Source organism: Paenibacillus glycanilyticus (assembly GCF_051200795.1).
Classification (GTDB): Bacteria; Bacillota; Bacilli; order Paenibacillales; family Paenibacillaceae; genus Pristimantibacillus; species Pristimantibacillus glycanilyticus.
The window spans coordinates 4,931,315-4,951,668 of sequence record NZ_CP195155.1; the positions used below are offsets into that span (position 1 = coordinate 4,931,315).

Annotated in this window: 16 protein-coding genes and 2 pseudogenes; 3 read left to right on the forward strand and 15 right to left on the reverse strand. The window is 43.2% G+C overall.

Going from position 1 to position 20,354, the window contains the following annotated elements:
• Positions 1–73 precede the first annotated feature (73 nt).
• From ACR9FF_RS22370 to ACR9FF_RS22410, 9 genes and pseudogenes are all read right to left on the reverse strand, one after another.
• Positions 74–990: pseudogene (locus ACR9FF_RS22370) on the reverse strand (DNA/RNA non-specific endonuclease).
• Between the two features lie 368 nt (positions 991–1,358).
• A complete protein-coding gene (locus tag ACR9FF_RS22375; protein ID WP_435164910.1) occupies positions 1,359–2,363 on the reverse strand; it encodes a collagen-like protein in 1,005 nt (334 codons plus the stop codon).
• A gap of 536 nt (positions 2,364–2,899) precedes the next feature.
• Positions 2,900–4,186: an IS110 family transposase gene (locus ACR9FF_RS22380; protein WP_435164913.1), complete on the reverse strand. Its 1,287-nt coding sequence runs from the start codon at positions 4,184–4,186 to the stop codon at positions 2,900–2,902.
• A 196-nt stretch (positions 4,187–4,382) separates the two neighbouring features.
• Positions 4,383–4,775: pseudogene (locus tag ACR9FF_RS22385) on the reverse strand (manganese catalase family protein); the annotation flags it as partial.
• A gap of 313 nt (positions 4,776–5,088) precedes the next feature.
• On the reverse strand, positions 5,089–5,856 hold the full coding sequence (locus tag ACR9FF_RS22390; protein WP_435172185.1) for an SDR family NAD(P)-dependent oxidoreductase: 768 nt from the start codon (positions 5,854–5,856) through the stop codon (positions 5,089–5,091).
• A gap of 91 nt (positions 5,857–5,947) precedes the next feature.
• The gene (locus ACR9FF_RS22395; RefSeq protein ID WP_435164916.1) at positions 5,948–6,871 is read right to left on the reverse strand and encodes a DMT family transporter; all 924 of its coding nucleotides are present in this window, start codon (positions 6,869–6,871) and stop codon (positions 5,948–5,950) included.
• An 88-nt stretch (positions 6,872–6,959) separates the two neighbouring features.
• Complete coding sequence (locus ACR9FF_RS22400) at positions 6,960–7,595, reverse strand: FMN-dependent NADH-azoreductase (protein WP_435164919.1); 636 nt, start codon at positions 7,593–7,595, stop codon at positions 6,960–6,962.
• Between the two features lie 243 nt (positions 7,596–7,838).
• On the reverse strand, positions 7,839–9,029 hold the full coding sequence (locus ACR9FF_RS22405) for an IS256 family transposase (protein ID WP_317982533.1): 1,191 nt from the start codon (positions 9,027–9,029) through the stop codon (positions 7,839–7,841).
• A gap of 618 nt (positions 9,030–9,647) precedes the next feature.
• On the reverse strand, positions 9,648–10,160 hold the full coding sequence (locus ACR9FF_RS22410) for an Rrf2 family transcriptional regulator (RefSeq protein ID WP_435164923.1): 513 nt from the start codon (positions 10,158–10,160) through the stop codon (positions 9,648–9,650).
• Between the two features lie 180 nt (positions 10,161–10,340).
• Between ACR9FF_RS22410 and ACR9FF_RS22415 the strand changes: the two genes are divergently transcribed.
• Positions 10,341–10,988 (forward strand): FMN-dependent NADH-azoreductase, encoded by a 648-nt coding sequence (locus ACR9FF_RS22415; RefSeq protein ID WP_435164926.1) that lies wholly within the window; start codon positions 10,341–10,343, stop codon positions 10,986–10,988.
• Between the two features lie 51 nt (positions 10,989–11,039).
• Positions 11,040–11,675: an HD domain-containing protein gene (locus ACR9FF_RS22420; RefSeq protein ID WP_435164929.1), complete on the forward strand. Its 636-nt coding sequence runs from the start codon at positions 11,040–11,042 to the stop codon at positions 11,673–11,675.
• Positions 11,676–11,861: 186 nt separating this feature from the next.
• Here ACR9FF_RS22420 and ACR9FF_RS22425 read toward each other — a convergent pair whose 3' ends face one another.
• The 3 genes from ACR9FF_RS22425 to ACR9FF_RS22435 are packed head-to-tail and all read right to left on the reverse strand — an operon-like array spanning position 11,862 to position 15,611.
• Positions 11,862–12,959 carry a GerAB/ArcD/ProY family transporter gene (locus ACR9FF_RS22425; RefSeq protein ID WP_435164932.1) on the reverse strand — a complete coding sequence of 366 codons (1,098 nt, stop codon included), beginning with the start codon at positions 12,957–12,959 and terminating at the stop codon, positions 11,862–11,864.
• A gap of 28 nt (positions 12,960–12,987) precedes the next feature.
• Positions 12,988–14,139 (reverse strand): Ger(x)C family spore germination protein, encoded by a 1,152-nt coding sequence (locus tag ACR9FF_RS22430; RefSeq protein ID WP_435164935.1) that lies wholly within the window; start codon positions 14,137–14,139, stop codon positions 12,988–12,990.
• Positions 14,140–14,153: 14 nt separating this feature from the next.
• Positions 14,154–15,611, reverse strand: coding sequence for a spore germination protein (locus tag ACR9FF_RS22435; protein WP_435164938.1), 1,458 nt, complete (start codon positions 15,609–15,611; stop codon positions 14,154–14,156).
• A gap of 389 nt (positions 15,612–16,000) precedes the next feature.
• Here ACR9FF_RS22435 and ACR9FF_RS22440 point away from each other — a divergent pair, with 389 nt between their 5' ends.
• Positions 16,001–16,429 (forward strand): beta-galactosidase trimerization domain-containing protein, encoded by a 429-nt coding sequence (locus tag ACR9FF_RS22440; RefSeq protein ID WP_435172187.1) that lies wholly within the window; start codon positions 16,001–16,003, stop codon positions 16,427–16,429.
• Positions 16,430–16,527: 98 nt separating this feature from the next.
• Here the strand turns inward: ACR9FF_RS22440 and ACR9FF_RS22445 are convergent, their stop codons facing one another.
• From ACR9FF_RS22445 to ACR9FF_RS22455, 3 genes are all read right to left on the reverse strand, one after another.
• A complete protein-coding gene (locus ACR9FF_RS22445) occupies positions 16,528–17,436 on the reverse strand; it encodes a carbohydrate ABC transporter permease (RefSeq protein ID WP_435164941.1) in 909 nt (302 codons plus the stop codon).
• Between the two features lie 19 nt (positions 17,437–17,455).
• Positions 17,456–18,397 carry an ABC transporter permease gene (locus ACR9FF_RS22450; RefSeq protein ID WP_435164944.1) on the reverse strand — a complete coding sequence of 314 codons (942 nt, stop codon included), beginning with the start codon at positions 18,395–18,397 and terminating at the stop codon, positions 17,456–17,458.
• A gap of 75 nt (positions 18,398–18,472) precedes the next feature.
• On the reverse strand, positions 18,473–20,164 hold the full coding sequence (locus tag ACR9FF_RS22455; RefSeq protein ID WP_435164947.1) for an ABC transporter substrate-binding protein: 1,692 nt from the start codon (positions 20,162–20,164) through the stop codon (positions 18,473–18,475).
• Positions 20,165–20,354: the final 190 nt, after the last annotated feature.

Here is a 20,354-nt window from a genome sequence, read left to right on the forward strand (position 1 = left end):
TAAAACCGGCAGCGGATCTCTGATCTGCTGCCGGCCTGTTGTATTAAACTTATTTTGGTTAATTAATTTTGTCTTATTCACCTACCATGCCGTCACCATCACGATCATCCATATATTTATACAGCCAGTGGTCACTCGTTATTGGCATACTATAACCGGCTGCCTTTGTTTCTTTAATCGTTACCTTTCCGTTTCCGTTTGTATCGACACTAGAAAGATCCTCTGAACTTGTTGAATCAGAAGAATCACTGCCTGTTAATCCGAGTGATTTGTTTACTTCATCCGGGTTCATATTAACAAATGTATCAATAATTACGTTACCCTTTAACGAATATGTATACTGATAATTTGAAGGAATCTGAGTTTCTGTATTCGGGTATGTGATCATTGCTTCGAAATCAGTAGCTCCGCCTGCTTTGCGTATCGCATCTTCCATATATGCTTGATCACCATGTCGGTTGAGTGTACTATCTTGAGGGGTGATATTATAAGCATTCGATACCCCTCCGAGAGAATCGGCAATGACATGTCCTTCATCTAATACATCGCTTTCGACACCAGGGACTTTCGCCTCATCAGAGCAATATCTACCAGACGATGAGACAGACTCGTTTCTGTCATCTTGTAGAATGATTTCGTCAGCAATGACACGCACTAGTTGCCCGTGTTCGTTTGTAAATGCCCAGTATTGCGGTCCCCGTAACCAACATTCACAACGACATTAGGTTCACGATGCCCAGACAAATCACAACCATCCACTTCAATACGTTTGTATCCTGAGAATAGTTCGTTATTTGATTGGGCTGGTGTTTCCTCGGCTACCGGTTCGTCAACAACCGTCTGAGTAGTTTCTTCAGGTTCTTTATTAACTGTGGTTACTTCTTGTTGAGCATCTTCTGTATTTGTAATAGTTAAATTTTCTGCATTGGTACAACCAACCATTAAGATGATCATTAACAGTAAGACTAAATAGTTCATTTTCTTTTTCATTTAGGACTCTCCTATAATAGTTTCATACCTGTTCTCTGTTCTATTATCTTACCATAAAAGACTATTAACATATTAAATTATCCTCCCTTTAATTGAGAAAACGGCAGCTCATCATGTATGAGCTGCCGTTGTGTTTTTCTTGAGCTAATGTTCCCCGTTAGAGCTTAATCTCCAGTTAGCACGAAGAACAAACATACAAAAAAATGTTGGATAATATCTAATTTATGTACCTTCTATTCTAACTAAATATCTAACAGGGATGTTCTCTATGTCAAATAGAAAATATCCCTGTTTTACCATTCTTTCTAGTGCATACGGAGAATGCGCCCAATAATAGGAGTAAAGAATCCCGTATAGATTTTTACCCTCTATGCAATCTGCATAATAACAAGATGTGCAGAATCCGACCTGGTCCCTCCAGCTAATGGGGTAATTGTGAGTGCCGCAGCATTACCTGCAGGATTCCGAACTGTGATCACTGAATTAATGACCGTTGTTTGCACAAGCGCCATTCCTATGATTTGAGAAGTTCCAGTTGCACGCCCAACCACCGTATAAGCTAGGTCAGCGCCATTTAACGTTAAAAGCAATTGACCCGCTTCGTTTACGTTTACCTGAAACAAAACCTGATATGTGCCAATTGCCGCCAAGTTAAATGAGCTCGCATTTAAACGGGTAATTGCTGTCCCGCTAATTGGACCATCTTGCGGAAAACTAACGTCCGTATTAGGAGCCACAGTTGCTGCATTATCAGGAGGCATTAAGGCAAAGAAGTCCGCAAAGCCTAATACTCCACCTGTCGGCCCTACAGGTCCTGCTGGACCAGCTGGTCCAGTTGCTCCTGTTAGACCCGTCACTCCAGCTGCGCCAATAGCTCCTGCAAGCCCCTCCAATCCTTGGGGTCCAAGCGCGCCAATAGCTCCTGCAAGGCCTGCTGCTCCTTGGGGTCCAAGCGCTCCTGCAAGTCCTTCAGGTCCTAGTGAACCGATCGCTCCTACAAGGCCTGCTACTCCTTGGGGTCCAAGTGCTCCTGCGAGTCCTTGGGGTCCAAGTGAGCCAATCGCTCCTGCAAGGCCTGCTGCTCCTTGGGGTCCAAGTGCTCCTGCTAATCCTTCAGGTCCAAGTGCGCCGATTGCTCCCACAAGTCCTGTTAATCCTTGGGGTCCAAGTGCTCCCGCAAGTCCTTGAGGTCCAGCCTCTACAATTGCTTCAGCAAGTCCACTTAATAATTGCTGTCCGTTAAGCGGGGGACATTTTATACAAATATGCTTTTTATGCGGATGACGTTTCTTTTTCTTCCCTTTTGGATGGCATACAATAATGGGTTTCCTTTTGCACCGTTTTTTTGTATCGGGACAACTCAACCATGACACCTCCTATAAAGATTGTACAGTGTACGTGAGTTGTTTTTCTTCAGCATGGACTAATAGCTAACTATTGGCTAGACTAGAAACTATTTATAGAAAAATGGGTTAATGATAGGGAGGTTCATGTAACTATCCTCCCTCTATGGAGAATCACTTTTCTCTTAAATTCTCATGTTTCCTTAGATTTTGAACGTTTTTCTTTCGTACCAGACAACCATTGAATGGAACAAGGTTGTAGAAGATGTAAAATATGGGGCGGGGAAAGCGCAAAAATATATCCACCCAGACCACTCGTTTTAAAAAGTGGACATTCTGGAGATATATGGTTGCACTTTTGGATCTCCACTTAGGCTCATGGCGGTCAACCCTCCCATGTCTCACAGAGTCTTCGCTCCCACATTCCTTCATTCAACCTGTCCATGAGGTGGAGGTCGGATATGCTGCCCGACAGGATCTTCGTCCGTATGATAGTTCTGTTCCGACTCATCCGTGCTTCAATTGTCTGTATTCCGTATTAATGTTCTACTAAGAAAGCATACAATCTAAGCTGCTAACGACAATGCCGTAAACTGGGGGATATCCTGTAACATCGTTTCTTCACTAAACCAATGCCCCTTTTTCAGGACACCAAAGAGAACTCGAATTAGCTTGTTGCATAACGCAATGAGCGACTGCATCTTTTTCAAGGGATTATTTGGTCGTTTCGTATAATACTGATGCAATGCCTTAAACGCTCGGTTCTTAGCCACCAGTGGCATCATGACGCGAAATAGCAACGCTCGTAGTCGCTTACGACCTCGCTTCGTAATCTTCGTTTGTCCCTTGTGTTTACCGGACGTGTTTTCTTTTAGGTTCAAGCCGGCGAGCTTAATGATTTGTTTCGAATGCCGGTAATACGTAATGTCACCAACTTCAGCGAGAAAACCGGCTATACTGTCCCGGCCAATGCCTTTTATGTCCAGTAATTGCTTCACATGGGGGATTTGCTCCAAGAGCTCATCCAGCCTTACCTCAAGCTCTTCAAACTTACTCTCAAGCAACTCGTACTGCGTTAACAACAGTTGAAGCTCTAGTTTTGCTAGTGCGGTCCCTTCTCGTATACCAACAGAACGGCTTGCCGCTGCTTTCAGACTTCTCATACGCTCGATGCCCAGACCTCGCTTGGCAACCTTTCTGAGGTGACTCAGCAGCGCTTCCTCAGACTCAGAAACCAGCTCATGGGGCAACAAACAAAGACTGAGCATTTGGCGTGCTGACTTGCATTCCCAGTCCTTAAATACCGTGAGAAACTCTGGAAAGTACCGATCCAACCAGTTATGAACGCGGCCTTGCACCACGCGCAGGTCAGTCGACAGATGATCGCGTATTTTCATTGCTTCCCTTAGTTCGGCATAGATGCCCTGGGGAAGGTTAGGTACGGCGTATCTCCCGTCTTTGACGAGCTGTGCGATGACTTTAGCATCTTTTATGTCATTCTTGGTTGGTGAATTGTCATCCAATTCTTTGCTTTTCTTCATGTGGAGCGGATTAACCACAGCGCACGTAACATGCTGTTCTCTTAAAAAATGGGCCAGGTTCAGCCAGTAGTGGCCGGTTGGTTCCATGCCAACGATGACATCCTGGAACCCTTGCTCCGTCGCAAGCTTTCTGAACCAGCTAACGAACATTTCGAAGCCTTCACGGTCGTTCTCAAACGCAATTGATTTCCCGAACTCGACCCCGCGGTAGTCTTGTGCTCGAACAACATGTTTGAATTTAGCGATGTCTACACCGACAATTAAGGTAGAAGAAGTAATTTGATTAATGCGTTCATTTTGAGTAAAATTCATTTTGTAGTCTCCTTGGTTTGTATTTGGATCCGGTCGCTGGCGAGCATCTGGTGACCCTCATACATCATACCAAGGAGTCTTTTTGTTTCTCAAACCTCGTATTTCATCAATATAGGAATGCTGCCCGTTAGCGTAACAAAAAAGCAGCCGATATCGGCTGCCTAAATGCTATTTCTAGGTGATCTTAATTTCTGAACTACACCTTGAATACCTTCTTGGTACCCCAATCGGACTTAATCATCTCAACCGCTTCTCTAAACCTCAATGAATGAACAATCTCCCGCTCACGAAGGAACTTTAAACCATCCTGCAAATCCACATCATCCGTCATATCAATTAGCCAATGGTAAGTCGCTCGTGCTTTCTCTTCTGCTGCAATATCCTCGTACAAATCGGCTATGGGGTCGCCCTTGGTTCCAATGTATGCGGCCGTCCAAGGTACTCCAGAGGCATTCACATACATCATTCCATTATCATGGTTCACAAAATTTTCGCCAAGCCCTGCCTCCTCCAGTTGTCTAGGCGTGGCGTCTTTTGTCAATTTTTTTACCATTGTGGAAAACATTTCCAAGTGCTCAAACTCTTCAGTACACTATAGTTGTAGGTGATAGAACCTCCATTAATTCTAGCGTTGCAATCGTAGGCTACCGGCGTGTAAGAAGGAATTTGGAGTGACTGACTACTTATCTTTGCAATTGCAAAGCCGATTCTTTCAGCATCATGATGGTGCGCAATATGCTCCTCACTATAAGTCAATTGGGGAGCTAAGAAAACTATTCTGAGAGGGAGGCATATAGTAACTCAATGATAATATGAATATTGTTTGCTTGTGCAATCCCAATACTCAACAAGTTGTTAATAACTTTTGGCTAGATAATGTTTGAATTAATCTCCATTTCTAATCAGACGCCAAAATGCGTAACACCGCCATCAACAAACAAGTTTTGCCCTGTAATGTAACCCGAACCTTCTGAACAAAAAAATAGGACTGGTGCGATCATTTCCTCTAAATGGCCGAACCTGCCCATTGGAGTCCGCTGCTCAATTAACGACCTAAATTCCGGATCGTCAAGGGCTTTTGCGTTAAGCGAAGTTCGAATGAACCAAGGACTGATTGCATTTACAGTTACGCCGAATTTAGCCCATTCATTGGCGAGCTGTCTCGTTAAATGCACAACAGCTGCTTTACTTGGTCCATAGGCTGATGAGAAGGATAATGTTAGTTCGGAAGCCGCAGAAGCAATATTGACGATACGTCCGCTTTGGCGTTCCACCATATGCTTGCCAACTGCCTGAGACATAAGAAAAACGGATTTTACGTTTGTATCGACTAGGAAATCCCATTCTTCCTCGCTGAGTTCAAAAGCTGTCTGACGAACATTCGTACCGGCATTATTAACTAATATATCAATATTGCCGAAATGGTCTAAAACTTGCTGAACCATTGAATCGATGGACTGTTTATTGGTAACATCGCAAGCAATGCCCAGCGTGCGCCGCCCGGTAGCCTGATTTATATCATCTGCAGCCGTAAGTACTTCTGCTTCAGTCCGTGCCGTCAAAATGACATCTGCTCCCGATTGTGCCAAGCCTTCGGCAATAGTACGTCCTATCCCACGACCAGCACCGGTAACGATAGCTACTTTTCCGTTTAATTCGAAATTGATGATTGTAACGCACCTCCCGCTAAAAAAGTTTTTATTGCTATAGCTTTTCCAAACTTAGCCAAACCAAACTTGAAGCTATAATCATACTTCGCTCCTATATAGATGATTGATCCAGCTGAGATACCTTACTTTTCTCAGGAGAATCTTGTTTTTGTTTTATTGAAGTGAAAATCATACCGGCTATCGTAATGAGACCTCCGACAACTTGTGAAATCACAAGTCCCTGTCCTAAAATAAACGAAATGATTGCTGTAAAAACAGGAATCAAATTCATTGTAATGCCGGCTTTACCTGCCCCTAACACCTTAACGCCTTGATTCCAAAAAATAAACGAGCCAACAGCCGGGAATACCCCCAAATAAATGATTCCTATAATACCGAAAGAAGTTACTTCCTGAGTCCGTAGTGGTTGCAGAAATAAAAAAGGAATCATCAGAATTATACCGACTATCGCTATATTTGTTACCAAAGTAACCGGTGGAATTCCCTTTGCTTTCTTCAAAAGCAGTGAGTAGACCGACCAGCATAACACGGCCAGAAACATGAGGGCATCGCCCTTATTATACTGATTTTGAAACAATTGCAGCAGATTACCTTTGGTTAAAACAATGAGGACACCAATGAATGAAGTGATCAATCCAATGAACTGAAAGATGCTCACCTTTTCTTTTAAGAATAGTAACGAAAAGATCAAAATCAGAGCTGGAGTGAGCGTGTTAATTAAAGCACCGTTTGTTGGTGATGTGAACCGTAATGATGCATACGACAAATAACTATAGATCACAATTGCTATTGCGCCTAATAAAATAAAAAAAGCCCAGTTTTTTTTCCATATTTGAAGCCATGAAGGTTTCTCCATGAAATGGGCAATGGGAATAAGTAAAATTAATGCGACTGCCCATCTTAGAAAAGCTGTCCATACTGCGGGGAATTCAACTGCGCTGAATTTACCAAATATCATATTACCCGCCCAAAACAGATTAGCTAATATAAGAAAGATCCATGCTTTATATTTCACAATGTTTTCCTCCTGAATCGGTTTGGCTTTGCTACACTCAGATGATAAGTAACCTAAAGGAAATGCTTGGTTTTACGATCGGTCGTGATTAAAAATTCTTCCCATGCTTTTCTGCATCCGTCATAGCTTTGCTAATAATGTCATTTGCTCCTTCTCTGTTAATTCCATGTCCTTCCACATATAATACTTCTACATTTTCTATGCCAATAATGTTAAGCACTTGCTTTAAATAAGGGTGACTATGATCCATTTTCATGAAGGGTTCTTGCGAATAAATACCGCCGCTTACTTGAATATGAATGGCTTTTTTACCTACTAAATGTCCCACAGGACCATTTTCGGTGTAATGAAATGTTTTACCGACCACTACGATGGAATCGATAAATGCTTTTAATCGTGGTGGAATACTCCAGTTCCACATCGGAGATACAAATACGTATTTATCCGCACTCGCTACACGATCAATAAATTGATTTAAAGCATTGATTTTTTGTTTTTCTTCTTGACTCATCTCTGAAAATGGAATTCCTCCTCGTATTTTTTCCCAGGCGGAGAGAATATCACCATCCAAGATTGGAAAATTCTCTTTATATACATTTATTTCCTCAATGTCATCATTTGCGTGAGTTTCGCGATAGGCTTGAAGAAAAGCTTGTCCTACTCGATGACCAATTGAGCTTTCAATTGATTTTGGATTAGCAGTAATATACAGAACTTGTGCCATATTTAAACGCTCCTTATTTTGAAATTTGAATTAAATACTGAGTAATTACAGATATACTGAATCGACGATAAGATCGAACTCTAATATAAACAGTATAATTATCTTTGTCAAATTAAACCCGTTACAAGTTATTGATGGTAGCGTCAAGAAGTTTGTGTAGTAGGGATTTCCATCGGGACGATGGAAATGAATATTTAGCTGTTGACCTTCTAGAGGGCAAAGCCCAAGCGAAGGCGCGGGAACTCATTCTTCTTTAAATGAATTGTTTGCGTAACGCTCACTGTACATGGCTTCAAACGCAGCTCTGGTACCAGGATCACTAAAACCACGAACGGCTCTACCACACCAATTCTCGTTGTAATCAATGGCTTGTAAGTAAATAATCTTCTCTGCAGCTTCAATGTTAGTTAGGCTGTTCATTGGTTTTAGCCGCTTTCGCAGTTCTTTGTTCATGCGCTCGATCGGATTCGTCGTGTAGATCGCATTTCGGACTAATGACGGGTACTTGTAGAATGTAAGCAAAGTTGGAAGCTGCTCTTCCCACGACTTCACTTCCTTTGGATACCGCTTGCTCCATGTACTTTTGAAGCCGTCAAACACAGCCAGGGCAACATCCCTATCCATAGCGGTGTAGACTTGTTTCAGGTCGCTCAGAAACGCCGTCTTATCCGCCATACGGATTTTTGGGAAAGTAGCACGGACTTTGTGGACGACACAATGCTGAACATCAGCCATTGGGTAGATCTCACGAAAAGCGTCTTCCAGACCAGGTAGGCCATCAAATACGCCGAGCAATACATCTGTGGCACCACGCTTCTTAAGGTCTTTGAGTACCTCGCGCCAACCGTTTGAGCTTTCGTGACCGCCAACGTAGAAGCCGAGGATTTGACGAATTCCTTTCTCATCAATTCCCATCACTAAGTACACGGCTTCGCTGCTTACCGTGTTACGTTTGAGTTTGACGTAGAGACCATCCAAGTAGAGGACGGAGTAGCGTTTCTCCAGGGGGCGTGTTTGCCACTCTTCAATGTCCTCCATAACCGTTTGTGTAATGTTACTGACCGTTGTTGGAGAGTAGTGTGTGCCAAACATACTTTCGATGAACTTAGCCACCTCGCGCGTACTCATACCACCTTTGTACATGTGAATAATGGCCTCCTCTAACCATCCTTCTCTGCGTTGGTATGGCTCGAAAAGTTGCGTCTGGAAGGTCCCTTTACGGTCACGTGGAACCCGAAGTGCGTTAATGGTGCCATAGCGCGTCTGGAACGAACGCTTGTAATGTCCGTTTCGGCTATTGGATGAAGTCGGTTTTTCAATGGTCATGTAATTCTTAATTTCTTCTTGAAGGAGCAGTTCAAGCTTTTCTTGGAGCAGCTTAGTAACAGTATTTTCAAGTAGATTATGAAAGGCATTTTCGGGTATATTAGTCATCGAGTAGGGTCCTCCTCTTGGTGATGTCGCAATCCCGAGGATACCCTACTTTTTTGCGTTCTGGAAAGACTCCAGATCTTGGTACACAGACTATTTTACGTCATCTTATTGATCAAATGCGTTAACATCGTAAGCCATCTTAAACCATGGATAGCAAGTTAATAACCATAAAATAGACCACCAACGGTATGATACCGCTGATGGCCTACGCAAAATCACCAAATTTATATGTTTAAATTAGCACACAGATATCAACAAAAATATGGTAGAAATCAAAAGGTGGGAGATGCATAGCGCGGGGGCCCTTGTGTCTTCTCGATTGTTATGTAGACGGATTCCTGATGAAACACACCGCAATGGTTCCGAGGTAGATTAAAGGCGTACATACCTGCATTCAAGCGGGGGCAGCTTCTCTTGCTTCGCATTAGTAGTCACGAATAAGTAGTGGTCCACGCATGTTGACAGCTGATGCAGCTTTTGCCAAACATGATCGACGGATGTGGTTGTGTACAACCATGATCGTTTCGAGCTGAAGAAAGAATGTGGCTTTATGATAATTTGTTTTTCTGTTCTAGCCTTGCCACGAGCGTGATGAAAATTTGCTACTCTCCTGCCACACTAATTGATTTCGTTTATGGAATCATCCTTTGCGAAGAAGGCCCGGGTATTCTTACGAGTCTGCGCGGGCAAAACACGATCCAACTCCTCTTCCAGCCAAGACAATTTCTTACTGCGTAAATAATTTTGCATAAGCTCTTCGGCTTGGAGCATAACTAAGTTAATTGAGCAGGAGCTTGTGGAAACTGTACAGTCTGAGCAGTCGCGATTGCGATATAGATAGCTTTTATCCTTTATGTTCTGGCACTGGAAAATTGGCTTCTTGCCCTCCACTGCCTCTACCACATCCCAGAAGGAAATTTCGTCCGGATCCCTTGCGAGCTTATATCCACCCTTGACTCCAGGAACCGACGAAATGATACCTGCTTTAGCAAGCTTTGTGAATATTTTGGATAAGTAGGTCTCCGGAATGCCTTGAAAAAATGCAAGTTCCTTGATACCAATTTTTGATTCATTTGGTATTAGGTAAACTAGACAATGTAGTGCATATTCGACTCCGACACTATACTGCATAATAACTCCTCCCATTTTTAGTATGGGTAAATACTTATACGTTAATGAAAAGCATGCCAATTGTCAACTGTAGGAGAACTATAAAAATGAATTTGACTTAAGCAATAGCATTGCAGTATATTGGAGTCAGATTTTATCGGCGATTAACATTGTCGCTAATTAAACAATAGGAGTGGAAACATGGAAAAGTTACTTGTTATTAATGCGCATGCCACTGTTGATTCCCCTGACTCAGTAAGTCTTGAAGTAGGCAAACATTTTATTGAGAACTACCGCAAGATGAATCCGAATGAATCAATCGAACAAATTGATTTGTATGACGAAGAAATTCCGGAAATTAACAGCATTGTTTTGAGCGCTTGGGGGAAATTTGCATCTGGTGGAGAGTTAACGGAAGAAGAGAAACGCGTTACCAGTAAAATGAACGAACTTTTGCAGCAATTCAAGAGCGCGAAAAAATACGTGATTATCATGCCGCTTCACAACTGGAATATCCCCTCTCGGCTTAAGGATTACATGGATAACGTTATGATCGCCCGCGAAACCTTCAAATATACGGAAAATGGCGGAGTAGGTTTATTAACGGACGGACGTAGTCTGCTTGTAATTCAAGGAAGTGGCGGCATCTATACAAATAACGATTGGTACACAGATAATGAATTCTCTCACAAGTATCTTAAATCGATGTTTAATTTTCTCGGCGTTGAAGATTACCAAATCATCCGAGCTCAAGGTACAAACATACTTGACAAAGCAGATGTACTGAATCAAGCGAAAAACGAGGCCGAAGAAGCGGCAGCGCGTCTGGCAAAGAAAGTAACTGTCTAGCCATGTAACGATCAATTAGGTTAGTCGAACATTATAAGGGGGTATTTATGGATGAATTTAATCGCTGATATAAAGATTCCGGATAGTAAATTAGCCGTTGAAGCTGCTGAGTTAGTACGCGAGCATACCAACGACCTTCTATGGAACCACTCAAACCGGGTATTCCTATTTGCGGCGATGAAGGGTAACTTAAATCAAATGAAATACGATGCTGAATTGCTTTATATTAGTTCGCTTTTCCACGATCTTGGCCTTACTCCTGCATACCGAAGCAAGGACAAGCGCTTTGAGGTCGATGGAGCTAATGCTGCACGCGATTTTCTTAGAAGCCGCGGTGTCCCGGAAGAATCCGTTCGGCTTGTATGGGATGCCGTTGCCCTGCATACTACAATCGGAATCGTTGAATATAAGGAAACCGAAGTAGCTCTTATGAATTTTGGCGTCGGGTATGATGTCGTCGGGAAGAATTTCAATGCCATCTCAACAGATGCTCGGCAGAAAGTCGTCCAAGCTTTTCCCCGCAACCATTTCAAACAAAAAATCTTAGATGAATTCTTGGAAGGCTTCAAACACAAACCTGAGACGACATACGGAACAATTAACGCCGACATTTGCGAAATGCTTCTTCCTGGATATAAGCGACCTAACTTCTGCCATCATGTCCTTCATTCCATTTGGGATGAGTAATCGGTATGAATGGTTTACGATAGAAAAAGAAATTAGACAGATTCATTGAGGGTCTGCTTGCACCTCTTAGAATGGACATTGGAAAAACCCCTAGGTTAATCCGATGTACTTCTAGCGGGTGCATTTTTTATGAATATTAAAATTTATCCAATGTTATTTCAAAGGGGTGTTACCAACTGCAAAATATTATTTTGTTTTAAGTTGACGCTGTTTTTTTATGTAGCCTACGATTAGCATCAGAAGAGGAAGCCCCACCATAATGATGGGAAAAACCATCGGTGCCCAAATCATCTCGGCGTAATCCTTTGTAACCAAAGTTATATTCTCCGGTAGTAAAGCCGATACGAACATAATTACCGCAAACCACCAGATGATATTTTTCCAATTCTTGATTCCAAGCCATTGAGCCGTTCCGTATGAACAGATAAACATATAAAGGGACAGCTTGAGGAAGACGGCAAATAACCATACCAGCATTAACCATATATCCATATTCTCAATAAACTCGAGCAGGGAAATAAACCGAACGGCAAAGAAGTACGGATACAAAAAATTAGCCGGATAATTGGGCCCAAACAGCATTATGATAAAAATGGTCGCGAGAGCAACTGTTACTGTTGTTGTCAGAATGACCAGAAGTAAATCCTTACTAGCTTTCTTAGGAGTTCTAAGAAACGGCATCAGCATGAAAATGAAATACGTCTCACCCAAGAAAGAGGCATACATGATGGAACCTTTCAAGATAGCTTTCAACCCCGTATCTTCGTAGATTGGCCTAATGAGATGTGGTTGAATGTTTTTCAAATTAAACAGAAAGGTTGTGATAATTACAACAAGTAATAAAGGGCCGGTTATTTCGCTGAATCGACCCAGAGCCGGCAAACCTCCCCGATAATTGATGTACAGCATGAGAAGCAAAATTACGGTGACAATCGGATACATGGGAGTTTTGCGAAATAAAACAAGCTGCAAGAAATCTGCTGAATCACGCAAAATTACAGCCGTGACGGAGTACCAGACAACGATATACAGCAGAGATACAATTTTGCCGAGCCACCTGCCGAAAATAAATTCTGAGAACTTCATTAGGGTCTGATCGGTAAATAGCCCAGAGATCCGCGCCATTAGGAATGCTATGCCAGCTCCGATGCAACCTCCTGCAAGGATTGATATCCAGCTGTCTTGTTTAGCTATTTTGAGAGCGGGTCCAATGGTAAGCCATATGGTCATACATACTTCCAAAGTCATCATCATGCAAAAAAATTGCCAACGTGTAAGCTTCATATTAATCTCTCTCTCCTAATAGCCCCATTTAAAAAATGTTACCTTGTTGGGGCTTCGGCCCATATACGCCGATGCGCTTCAAATGAACTTGTGCATTCACACTTATGTCAAGCTCATGGAAATGCTTCTCCCAGTCGGTCCGAAGAGATTTCCATTCTTTCGGATGCTGCTCATGTATTTTTTCACCTAAGCCGAAAATATCTGTGCTGTAGCTCTTCTGCACCCTTCGTATCGTATCTTCGGCCAATTTCTTCACGTAACGATTCACAGCCTCCTCAACAATGGCAAGCTCGCTTGAGTCGCTTAAATCAAGATCGGTCAAATTCTCCCTTACAGTTCCGACTCCCTTAAGATAGATGTGGATTGTGGGCTTTCCGTCTATAATATTGGTTTTAACAGTGGATAAGAGATTCGTTTCGTCCACTGTCACATAACCTTTCCCCTCCGGAACGTAGCTCGTTAAATAATATAGTTTCAGGCGATTGATGATCCACAGCGTGACCATAGATTCGTCGTTATCCAATAAACCGACCATTTGCATTTTTTTATTAAATACGGCTAGCTGATTAATATCCACGACGTTCTTCTTCTCGTCTCTATTTAACAATTTGGAATCGATCGCAGATAAAATTGGACATGTTCCCTCGGAAGAAAATGAGACGAATAAATCGCGCGCGGCAATATCTCCGATTTTGGAGAATTTATCCTGCCGTAAGATGGCATCTGAAGAGAATGGATTAAATGGGCTTTCCAGTCTCAGTACTTCCTCCGGAGGTTTGCCTATCACTACAAACATTCCCGAGCGCAATGACAGTTCCGGATTCCGAGAATACATGTCCAAAAGCTCATTAAGCCCTTCACGTGCCAGCCTTTCGGATATAAAGACAGCCCTGCGATGCCCGATAAATATACGGCGCGGTAATCGATTTTGAATCGTTTGGCAAGTGTCTAGAAGAGTATTTCCTTCAGCGCTAATGACGATATTGCTACGCCCCGTCCCGCTTTTTTTCGATTCGGCGCCAATTTCCTTCGGTATCGCGATTTGTGCGCTTACTTTCACTTTCTTATTCTCGGACTTGTCAATCGCCGTTCCCATCCAAAATGCGTAATCGTTGATTTCCGTTCGATCCCAGCAGCCATCTAGCAGTATTAAAGAGCAGCACGCTAATAGAAATCTCATGTATCTCCCCTTCATTATGATCCTTTCCTTTCCCGCGGTGCGCGTACGACTGTATCCTTCAGTTGTTTGACATGCAGCGGAGCAATCGGTGTAAAGTACGGCGTTCCGAACGACTCCAAGGCACAAAGATGAATAAGTATAGCCATGATGCCTGCTCCGATACCGAAAAAACCAAACGTGCCAGACAGTACTAACAGTGGGAATCTCAGTAATCGAAATGGCAAACTCATGCTGTATCGGGGAATCGAAAACGAGGCAATTCCCGTACTTGCTACTATAATGACGATAGGGGCTGAGATAAAACCAGCCTGTACGGCAGCCTCGCCGATAACGAGGGCTCCGACAATACTGACTGCAGAGCCGATAGCTCTTGGCAAACGGAGTCCTGCTTCGCGAAGCCCTTCGAACATGATTTCCATCAACAATGTTTCAACAACGGTTGGGAACGGGATTCCTTCCCTGGATGAGGAAATACTCATCATGAGCGCTACGGGAATCATTTGCGGATGAAACGTCGTTAAGGCCACATAGAAAGAAGGAAGCAAAAGCGACATGACAAAAAGGATGAATCGAATGATCCGTACGGCAGTCACATACAAAAATTTTTCATAATGATCCTCGGCTGCTTGGAAACCATTCCAAAATGTCATCGGCGTCAACAGGACGTTTGGAGAACCGTTCACCAGTATTGCTATTTTTCCTTCCATTAAGCTGGCTGCAACGGTATCTGGCCTTTCCGTGTTTTGAATTTGCGGAAACGGCGAGTAGCGGTGGTCTTCGATATATTCTTCTATATAGCTCGAATCCAGAACTGTTTGGAGTTGGATCCGCTGGAGACGCTTTCGGACTTCATGAATCAACTCGGGAGTGACCGCTCCCTCCAAATAAGCTAGGACTATTTCAGTGGGTGACACGCTGCCGATACGCATCGTTTCCATCTTCAACATTGGGGTGTTAAGCTTTCTCCTAATTAAGCTTGTATTTGTACGCAATACCTCCGTGAACCCTTCCCTTGGCCCTCTGATGGAAGCTTCAAGGGCAGGCTCTTCGACGGAGCGCTTAGGAAATTTAGTGAAGTCAGCGAGTAGAGCGTGTGGCTCGCCTTGTGTCATCACTGCCGCCTTACCACTTAAAATGCCACACACGATCTCGGTTATATCTGAGGAAGTACTAATCTGCGCGGCGGGAAGCAACCCCTCCCTTATGACTTTTCGAAGATACGATAGACCCTCATTCTCCCGCATCTCTATCTCATAAATGAATGGCTTTAAAAAGACTTGTTCCAGTTCAGCAGTGTCGATTAATCCGTCCGTATAAATAAGCAATATTCCCGATTGTTCTTGAGAGGGAATTTTTCGAAAAACGACATCAGAACAATTAGCGAGAATTTGGCGTAACACCTCTTCGTTCTTTTGCAATTGATTCGTGAGCTTACCCAAATAAGGCATGCGGCTGGATGTGGGATCGACCATTATGAAATCACTCCCTTAAACTGTAAACATTAAGGGTTATTATGGCGACTAAACTAATTTTTTATGTAAAAATATCCTTATCTAAATATCTAAATCGAATTCCAAAGCATGGTCCTTAATGAGTTTATAAATCGGCAGTATAATCGAGACTTTGATTGATTTCTTTGGTGGCTTAGAGTTTGGATGTCACTGGTGTGGATACGGATTTCTCTCCATATACTAATTCTTATGCGTAGCGAATGGAGGTTCACTGCTTATTACGTTCCGCTCAGGGTACGCGTACTTGGAACAATCAGATTACAACCTTGACATTCCCTGATATGTTCCGGGAACTAGCCGGAGTCGAACTGGAGTAATTTGATTCCGTAAACTTTGGAAGAACAGTAAACATCAACGGGTCCTTCGGTGCAGGGACAGCATCCATGTGGTGCGATGTTCTAAAACTTACAGGAGCAGAAATGCTGGCAAATTATGAAAGCCACTATTACAAAGGGACCCCTGCTGTCACCGTCAACACTTTCGGAAAAGGCCATGTTTATTATGTTGGCTGCGATCTGGACGATGTCGCACTAAACAAGCTGATGAACTTGATTATCGAGCGCGAAGGTATCGCCCGAAGCTTACCCCTAAAGTATGATGGTGTCGAAGCGATCGAGAGATCCAAGGATGGTCAACGCTATTTGATGCTTCTCAATCACAAGAACGAATCCATCGAAGTGGAATTGAGAGGAACGTTCGAAGATGCTTTAAGCGGGGAAGCGATTCAGAATCGGATTATTCTCGAGCCCTATGCCGCACATGCTTTACTGAAGAGGTAATAGATGTAAGAAAAACCGCCTTGTTTCATGGCGGTTTTTCTTTACTTATCGAGAAAAATGTTTATTTACGAGTGAGGAGCTGACATCTCCAATACTAACTACTCTTTCACAGAGCCAATCATAACACCCTTAACAAAATGCTTCTGTACAAAGGGGTAAATCACTAATATCGGAATTGTTGTGATGACAATAAGCGAATACTTCAACAGTGTCTCCATGTTTTGCATTAATGTGAGCTTTTGCGCGTCAAGCGTTGCCGACATGCCTGAGTAGTCAATTTTGTTCTCTACCAGTATTTGTCGCAAAACAAGCTGCAACGGGTATAGAGATTGTGAATTCAAAAAGATCAGGGCATTAAAATAGGAATTCCATTGGCCTACTGCTGCCCATAATACAAGAACAGCCAATATTGGCCTTGATAGCGGAATTGCGATGCTGATCATAAATTTAAAATCTCCGCACCCATCAAGTTGTGCCGCCTCATAGATTTCTTTCGGCAATGAGGTCTGAAAGAATGTTTTTGCTATGATAATAGAGAAGACATTTAATGCAGTTGGCACGATTAAGGCTAGTGGCGAATCCAGCATCCCCAGATCCTTGACTACAAGATAAAACGGGATAAGTCCCCCGTTGAACAGCATGGCAAATAAAATGGCCCAAATCCATATCTTACGCCCTGCCATTTCCTTTCTTGACAAGGGATACGCCATCATAATGGTCAGCGCTACGCTTAATACAGTCCCTCCTACTGTATAAAAAATGGAATTAGCAAAGCCTGTCCAGACCGCATTATACTTAAATACGCCAATATAACCATCCAGCGTTGGATCAACCGGCCATAGCCATACTTTACCGCTTTGCACAGCCGCTGCCGAGCTAAAGGATGAACTGACAATATAAATAAGCGGGTACAGGACCATGACGAGGACGAGACTCAGGCCAGCATATACACAGAATAAAAATATACGGTCTTGTTTGGATTCCCGGATCGTGGATATCTGTTTCACTAGAAGCTCTCCTTTCTACTTAGAACAAGCTGTTGTCCGATACTTTCCTGGCCGTATAGTTGACGATTGATATAAGAATTAATCCGATGATGGCATTAAACAGACCGATAGCGGCAGCAAAACTGAAATCAGCATTTACAAGCCCCGCTTTATACACGTAAGTCGAAATAATCTCCGACCGGCTTAAATTAAGATTATTTTGCAGCAGATATACTTTCTCGAATCCTACACTTAATAATCCTCCAACACTTAGAATCATTAAAATAATAATCGTTGACTGGATCCCCGGCAGATCAATATAACGGATTTTTTGCAATCGGGTTGCCCCGTCTATCTTGGCTGCTTCATACAACTCCGGATTTATGCTTGCTAACGCCGCAAGATAGATGACAGCTCCATACCCGGTTTCCTGCCAGATCCCGGACCAAACATAAGTGGACGAGAATCCATCTGCGCTCGCCAATACATTAGGCGGATTTGCATCTCCGAATAAATGAAACAATAACGCAAGCGGTCCGCTTGTAGGAGAGAGGATGATCTGAATCATGCCCACCAATATAACGGTTGAGATAAAATAAGGAGCGTAAGTGAACATTTGCACCGTCTTCTTAAAGCGTGCATGCCGCACTTCGTTTAACGCGATAGCCAAAAGAATGGAACAAGGAATCGAAACAGCGAGCGAATATATGCTTAAAGACAGCGTGTTTTTAACTAGCGGCCAAAAATAGGGGGATGAAAGAAATAAATCAAATTGCCGGAATCCAACCCAAGGGCTTTTCCATATTCCATATACCGGGCTGTAATTACGAAAAGCGATTTGTACCCCCAGCATAGGCCAATAACTGAACACAATTAAGAAGGCAGTCGGCAAAGCGATAATGGCATATAAAGGCCAATGTCTCCTAAGAGCAATACTCCGTTTCATTCCTATCATTCCTTCTTTTAAAATAAATTGTGTCATCCCCCCGCGATGAGAAGGATGACACCTTTTTTGTAATCTTTTCTCGGCACGTCTAATGCGATTAAGACTTCTGGCTTATTTGAGAGACTCCAGGTTCTGAATGACAGTTTCATCTCGTTGGAAGCCGCTAGTATCAAAAGGCTTGACCATAGCTTTCTGGGTAATGGACAGATATTGATCCAGACCAAGCTTTTTGGCACCATCGACATACGTCTTCCAATCCTTAGAGATTGATTTATTGCCTACAATAAACTCAGCCGTCCACTGCTTAACGTAGTTATTGATGTTAGTCTTCAAGAGAGAGTACGATTGTGAATCTTTTGGATCAATCCAGATGGATGCAGGAACGACTTCCTTCGGCTGTTTACCTTTGTAATCCTTTTCCGTATAGTATTGCAGAAGCGCCTCTGAACCCGATCCGTCCGCCGAAAAAGGAGGCTTGGCGACAATACTGTTGCGCCATTCTTCCGACTGATAAATAGGCCCAAGCTGGTTCCAACCCCAAGTGAATGGTGTTGGAGGCTGGAAATTAATGTCGAACAAGGCTGGATTTCCGGTTAATCCTTTTTCCCCATCCTTAGCCTTAGTCCAATATTCTCCTTCGGGACCGTAATCCGTAGTCGTAGTCCCCTCGGTCGTCCAAATATAATTCAGCATTTTCATGACCGCAATTTTCTCATCCTTTGATGCTTTGTTGGTAATGGTAAACACAGCGCCGCTAACACCGTTACCGCTGAATGCCGCATACGAGATACCGTTTGGCCCCTTAAGAGGGGGAACTGTCTCCCAGTTCACGATATCATTCATATGTTCAGCGCCAACTACGCAATTCATGCAGCCCCAAGGCACGACTCCCGCTTCGTGATTAATTGCCTGCTTGCTGAGCACGTCATTGGTTTGCGTAAATGCCGCGCTGCTAATTAAGCCCTTTGAGTATAATCTGTTCATATATTCCAGCCCTTGCTTCCACTCATCCTGAATGGCCGACAGCTCTACCTTTCCGTCCGTGACTCGCAAGAAGCTTCCGCCATCATGATAGGCAAAGGCATTCATCAGAAAGGTAGTCGGATCCGAATTCCAGCCATCCGTGGAACCGGTTAATGGCAAAATACCGTTCTCCTTGAACACCTCGAGCATATGCTCAAACTCGTCTGTCGTAGTTGGCATGCTCAGATTAAACTTCTCCAGAAATGGCTTATACACCCACATCTTGCTGGAATAGTAGCAATGCAAGCAGTAGTTGTAGAAAGGCAGTCCGTAAATGTTGCCATCAGGCGCGATGATTCCCTGTTTTAGAGCCGGAGTATTCTCAATCGCACCCCAGACATTTGGGGCGTAGGTCTTAAGCAAATCATTTAGCGGGACGAATACCCCCTGCTGTCCGTACTTCAGCAAATCCTCGTTACTGAATGCGCCCGCCCAAAAGACGGAAGGATAGTCTCCGCTTGCAAGCAAAAGCGGCTGCTTGGTTGCCACATCGGTATTCGGGACCGTAATCCAGTTAATGTTCATATTAAAATTCTCTTCCGCATATTTGGTGAACCAGTTGCTGTCCAGATTTCCGTTAAAGCTGGATGTCCCTGCAAATAGATTGACGGTTACCGGTTCTGATACTGCTTCTGTGTTTGTGCTTGTTTGTTGACCGGCATCCTCATTTGATAAGCCGGCATTTTTCGAAGGCCCCCCGCTATTTTGCGAACAGGCAGCAAGCAGCGACAAAATCATAACAAAGGTTAAAAATGTGGCTATTCGTTTTCTCAAGTTCATATTCGGCACCCCTTTATATTTCGTTCGTTCAGCAAAATCACACTTATACAAAGTTGCTCCTAAAAACACTCCAAAATAAACAGAATATTCCGATAATTACTTATATAAAATACTTCTCTTTCATGACTCCTCAAACAAATACATAGGTCCTTAGCAGTGCTCCTAGAAACAGGTCAGCTGTAAGCACTTA

Coding starts and splice junctions, on each gene's coding strand:
- ACR9FF_RS22380 (WP_435164913.1), bottom strand. CDS start 4,186: ATGAATTTTACTCAAAATGAACGCATTAATCAAATTACTTCTTCTACC.
- ACR9FF_RS22400 (WP_435164919.1), bottom strand. CDS start 7,595: ATGGCACAAGTTCTGTATATTACTGCTAATCCAAAATCAATTGAAAGC.
- ACR9FF_RS22405 (WP_317982533.1), bottom strand. CDS start 9,029: ATGACTAATATACCCGAAAATGCCTTTCATAATCTACTTGAAAATACT.
- ACR9FF_RS22410 (WP_435164923.1), bottom strand. CDS start 10,160: ATGCAGTATAGTGTCGGAGTCGAATATGCACTACATTGTCTAGTTTAC.
- ACR9FF_RS22415 (WP_435164926.1), top strand. CDS start 10,341: ATGGAAAAGTTACTTGTTATTAATGCGCATGCCACTGTTGATTCCCCT.
- ACR9FF_RS22420 (WP_435164929.1), top strand. CDS start 11,040: ATGAATTTAATCGCTGATATAAAGATTCCGGATAGTAAATTAGCCGTT.
- ACR9FF_RS22425 (WP_435164932.1), bottom strand. CDS start 12,959: ATGAAGCTTACACGTTGGCAATTTTTTTGCATGATGATGACTTTGGAA.
- ACR9FF_RS22430 (WP_435164935.1), bottom strand. CDS start 14,139: ATGAGATTTCTATTAGCGTGCTGCTCTTTAATACTGCTAGATGGCTGC.
- ACR9FF_RS22435 (WP_435164938.1), bottom strand. CDS start 15,611: ATGGTCGATCCCACATCCAGCCGCATGCCTTATTTGGGTAAGCTCACG.
- ACR9FF_RS22450 (WP_435164944.1), bottom strand. CDS start 18,397: ATGACACAATTTATTTTAAAAGAAGGAATGATAGGAATGAAACGGAGT.
- ACR9FF_RS22455 (WP_435164947.1), bottom strand. CDS start 20,164: ATGAACTTGAGAAAACGAATAGCCACATTTTTAACCTTTGTTATGATT.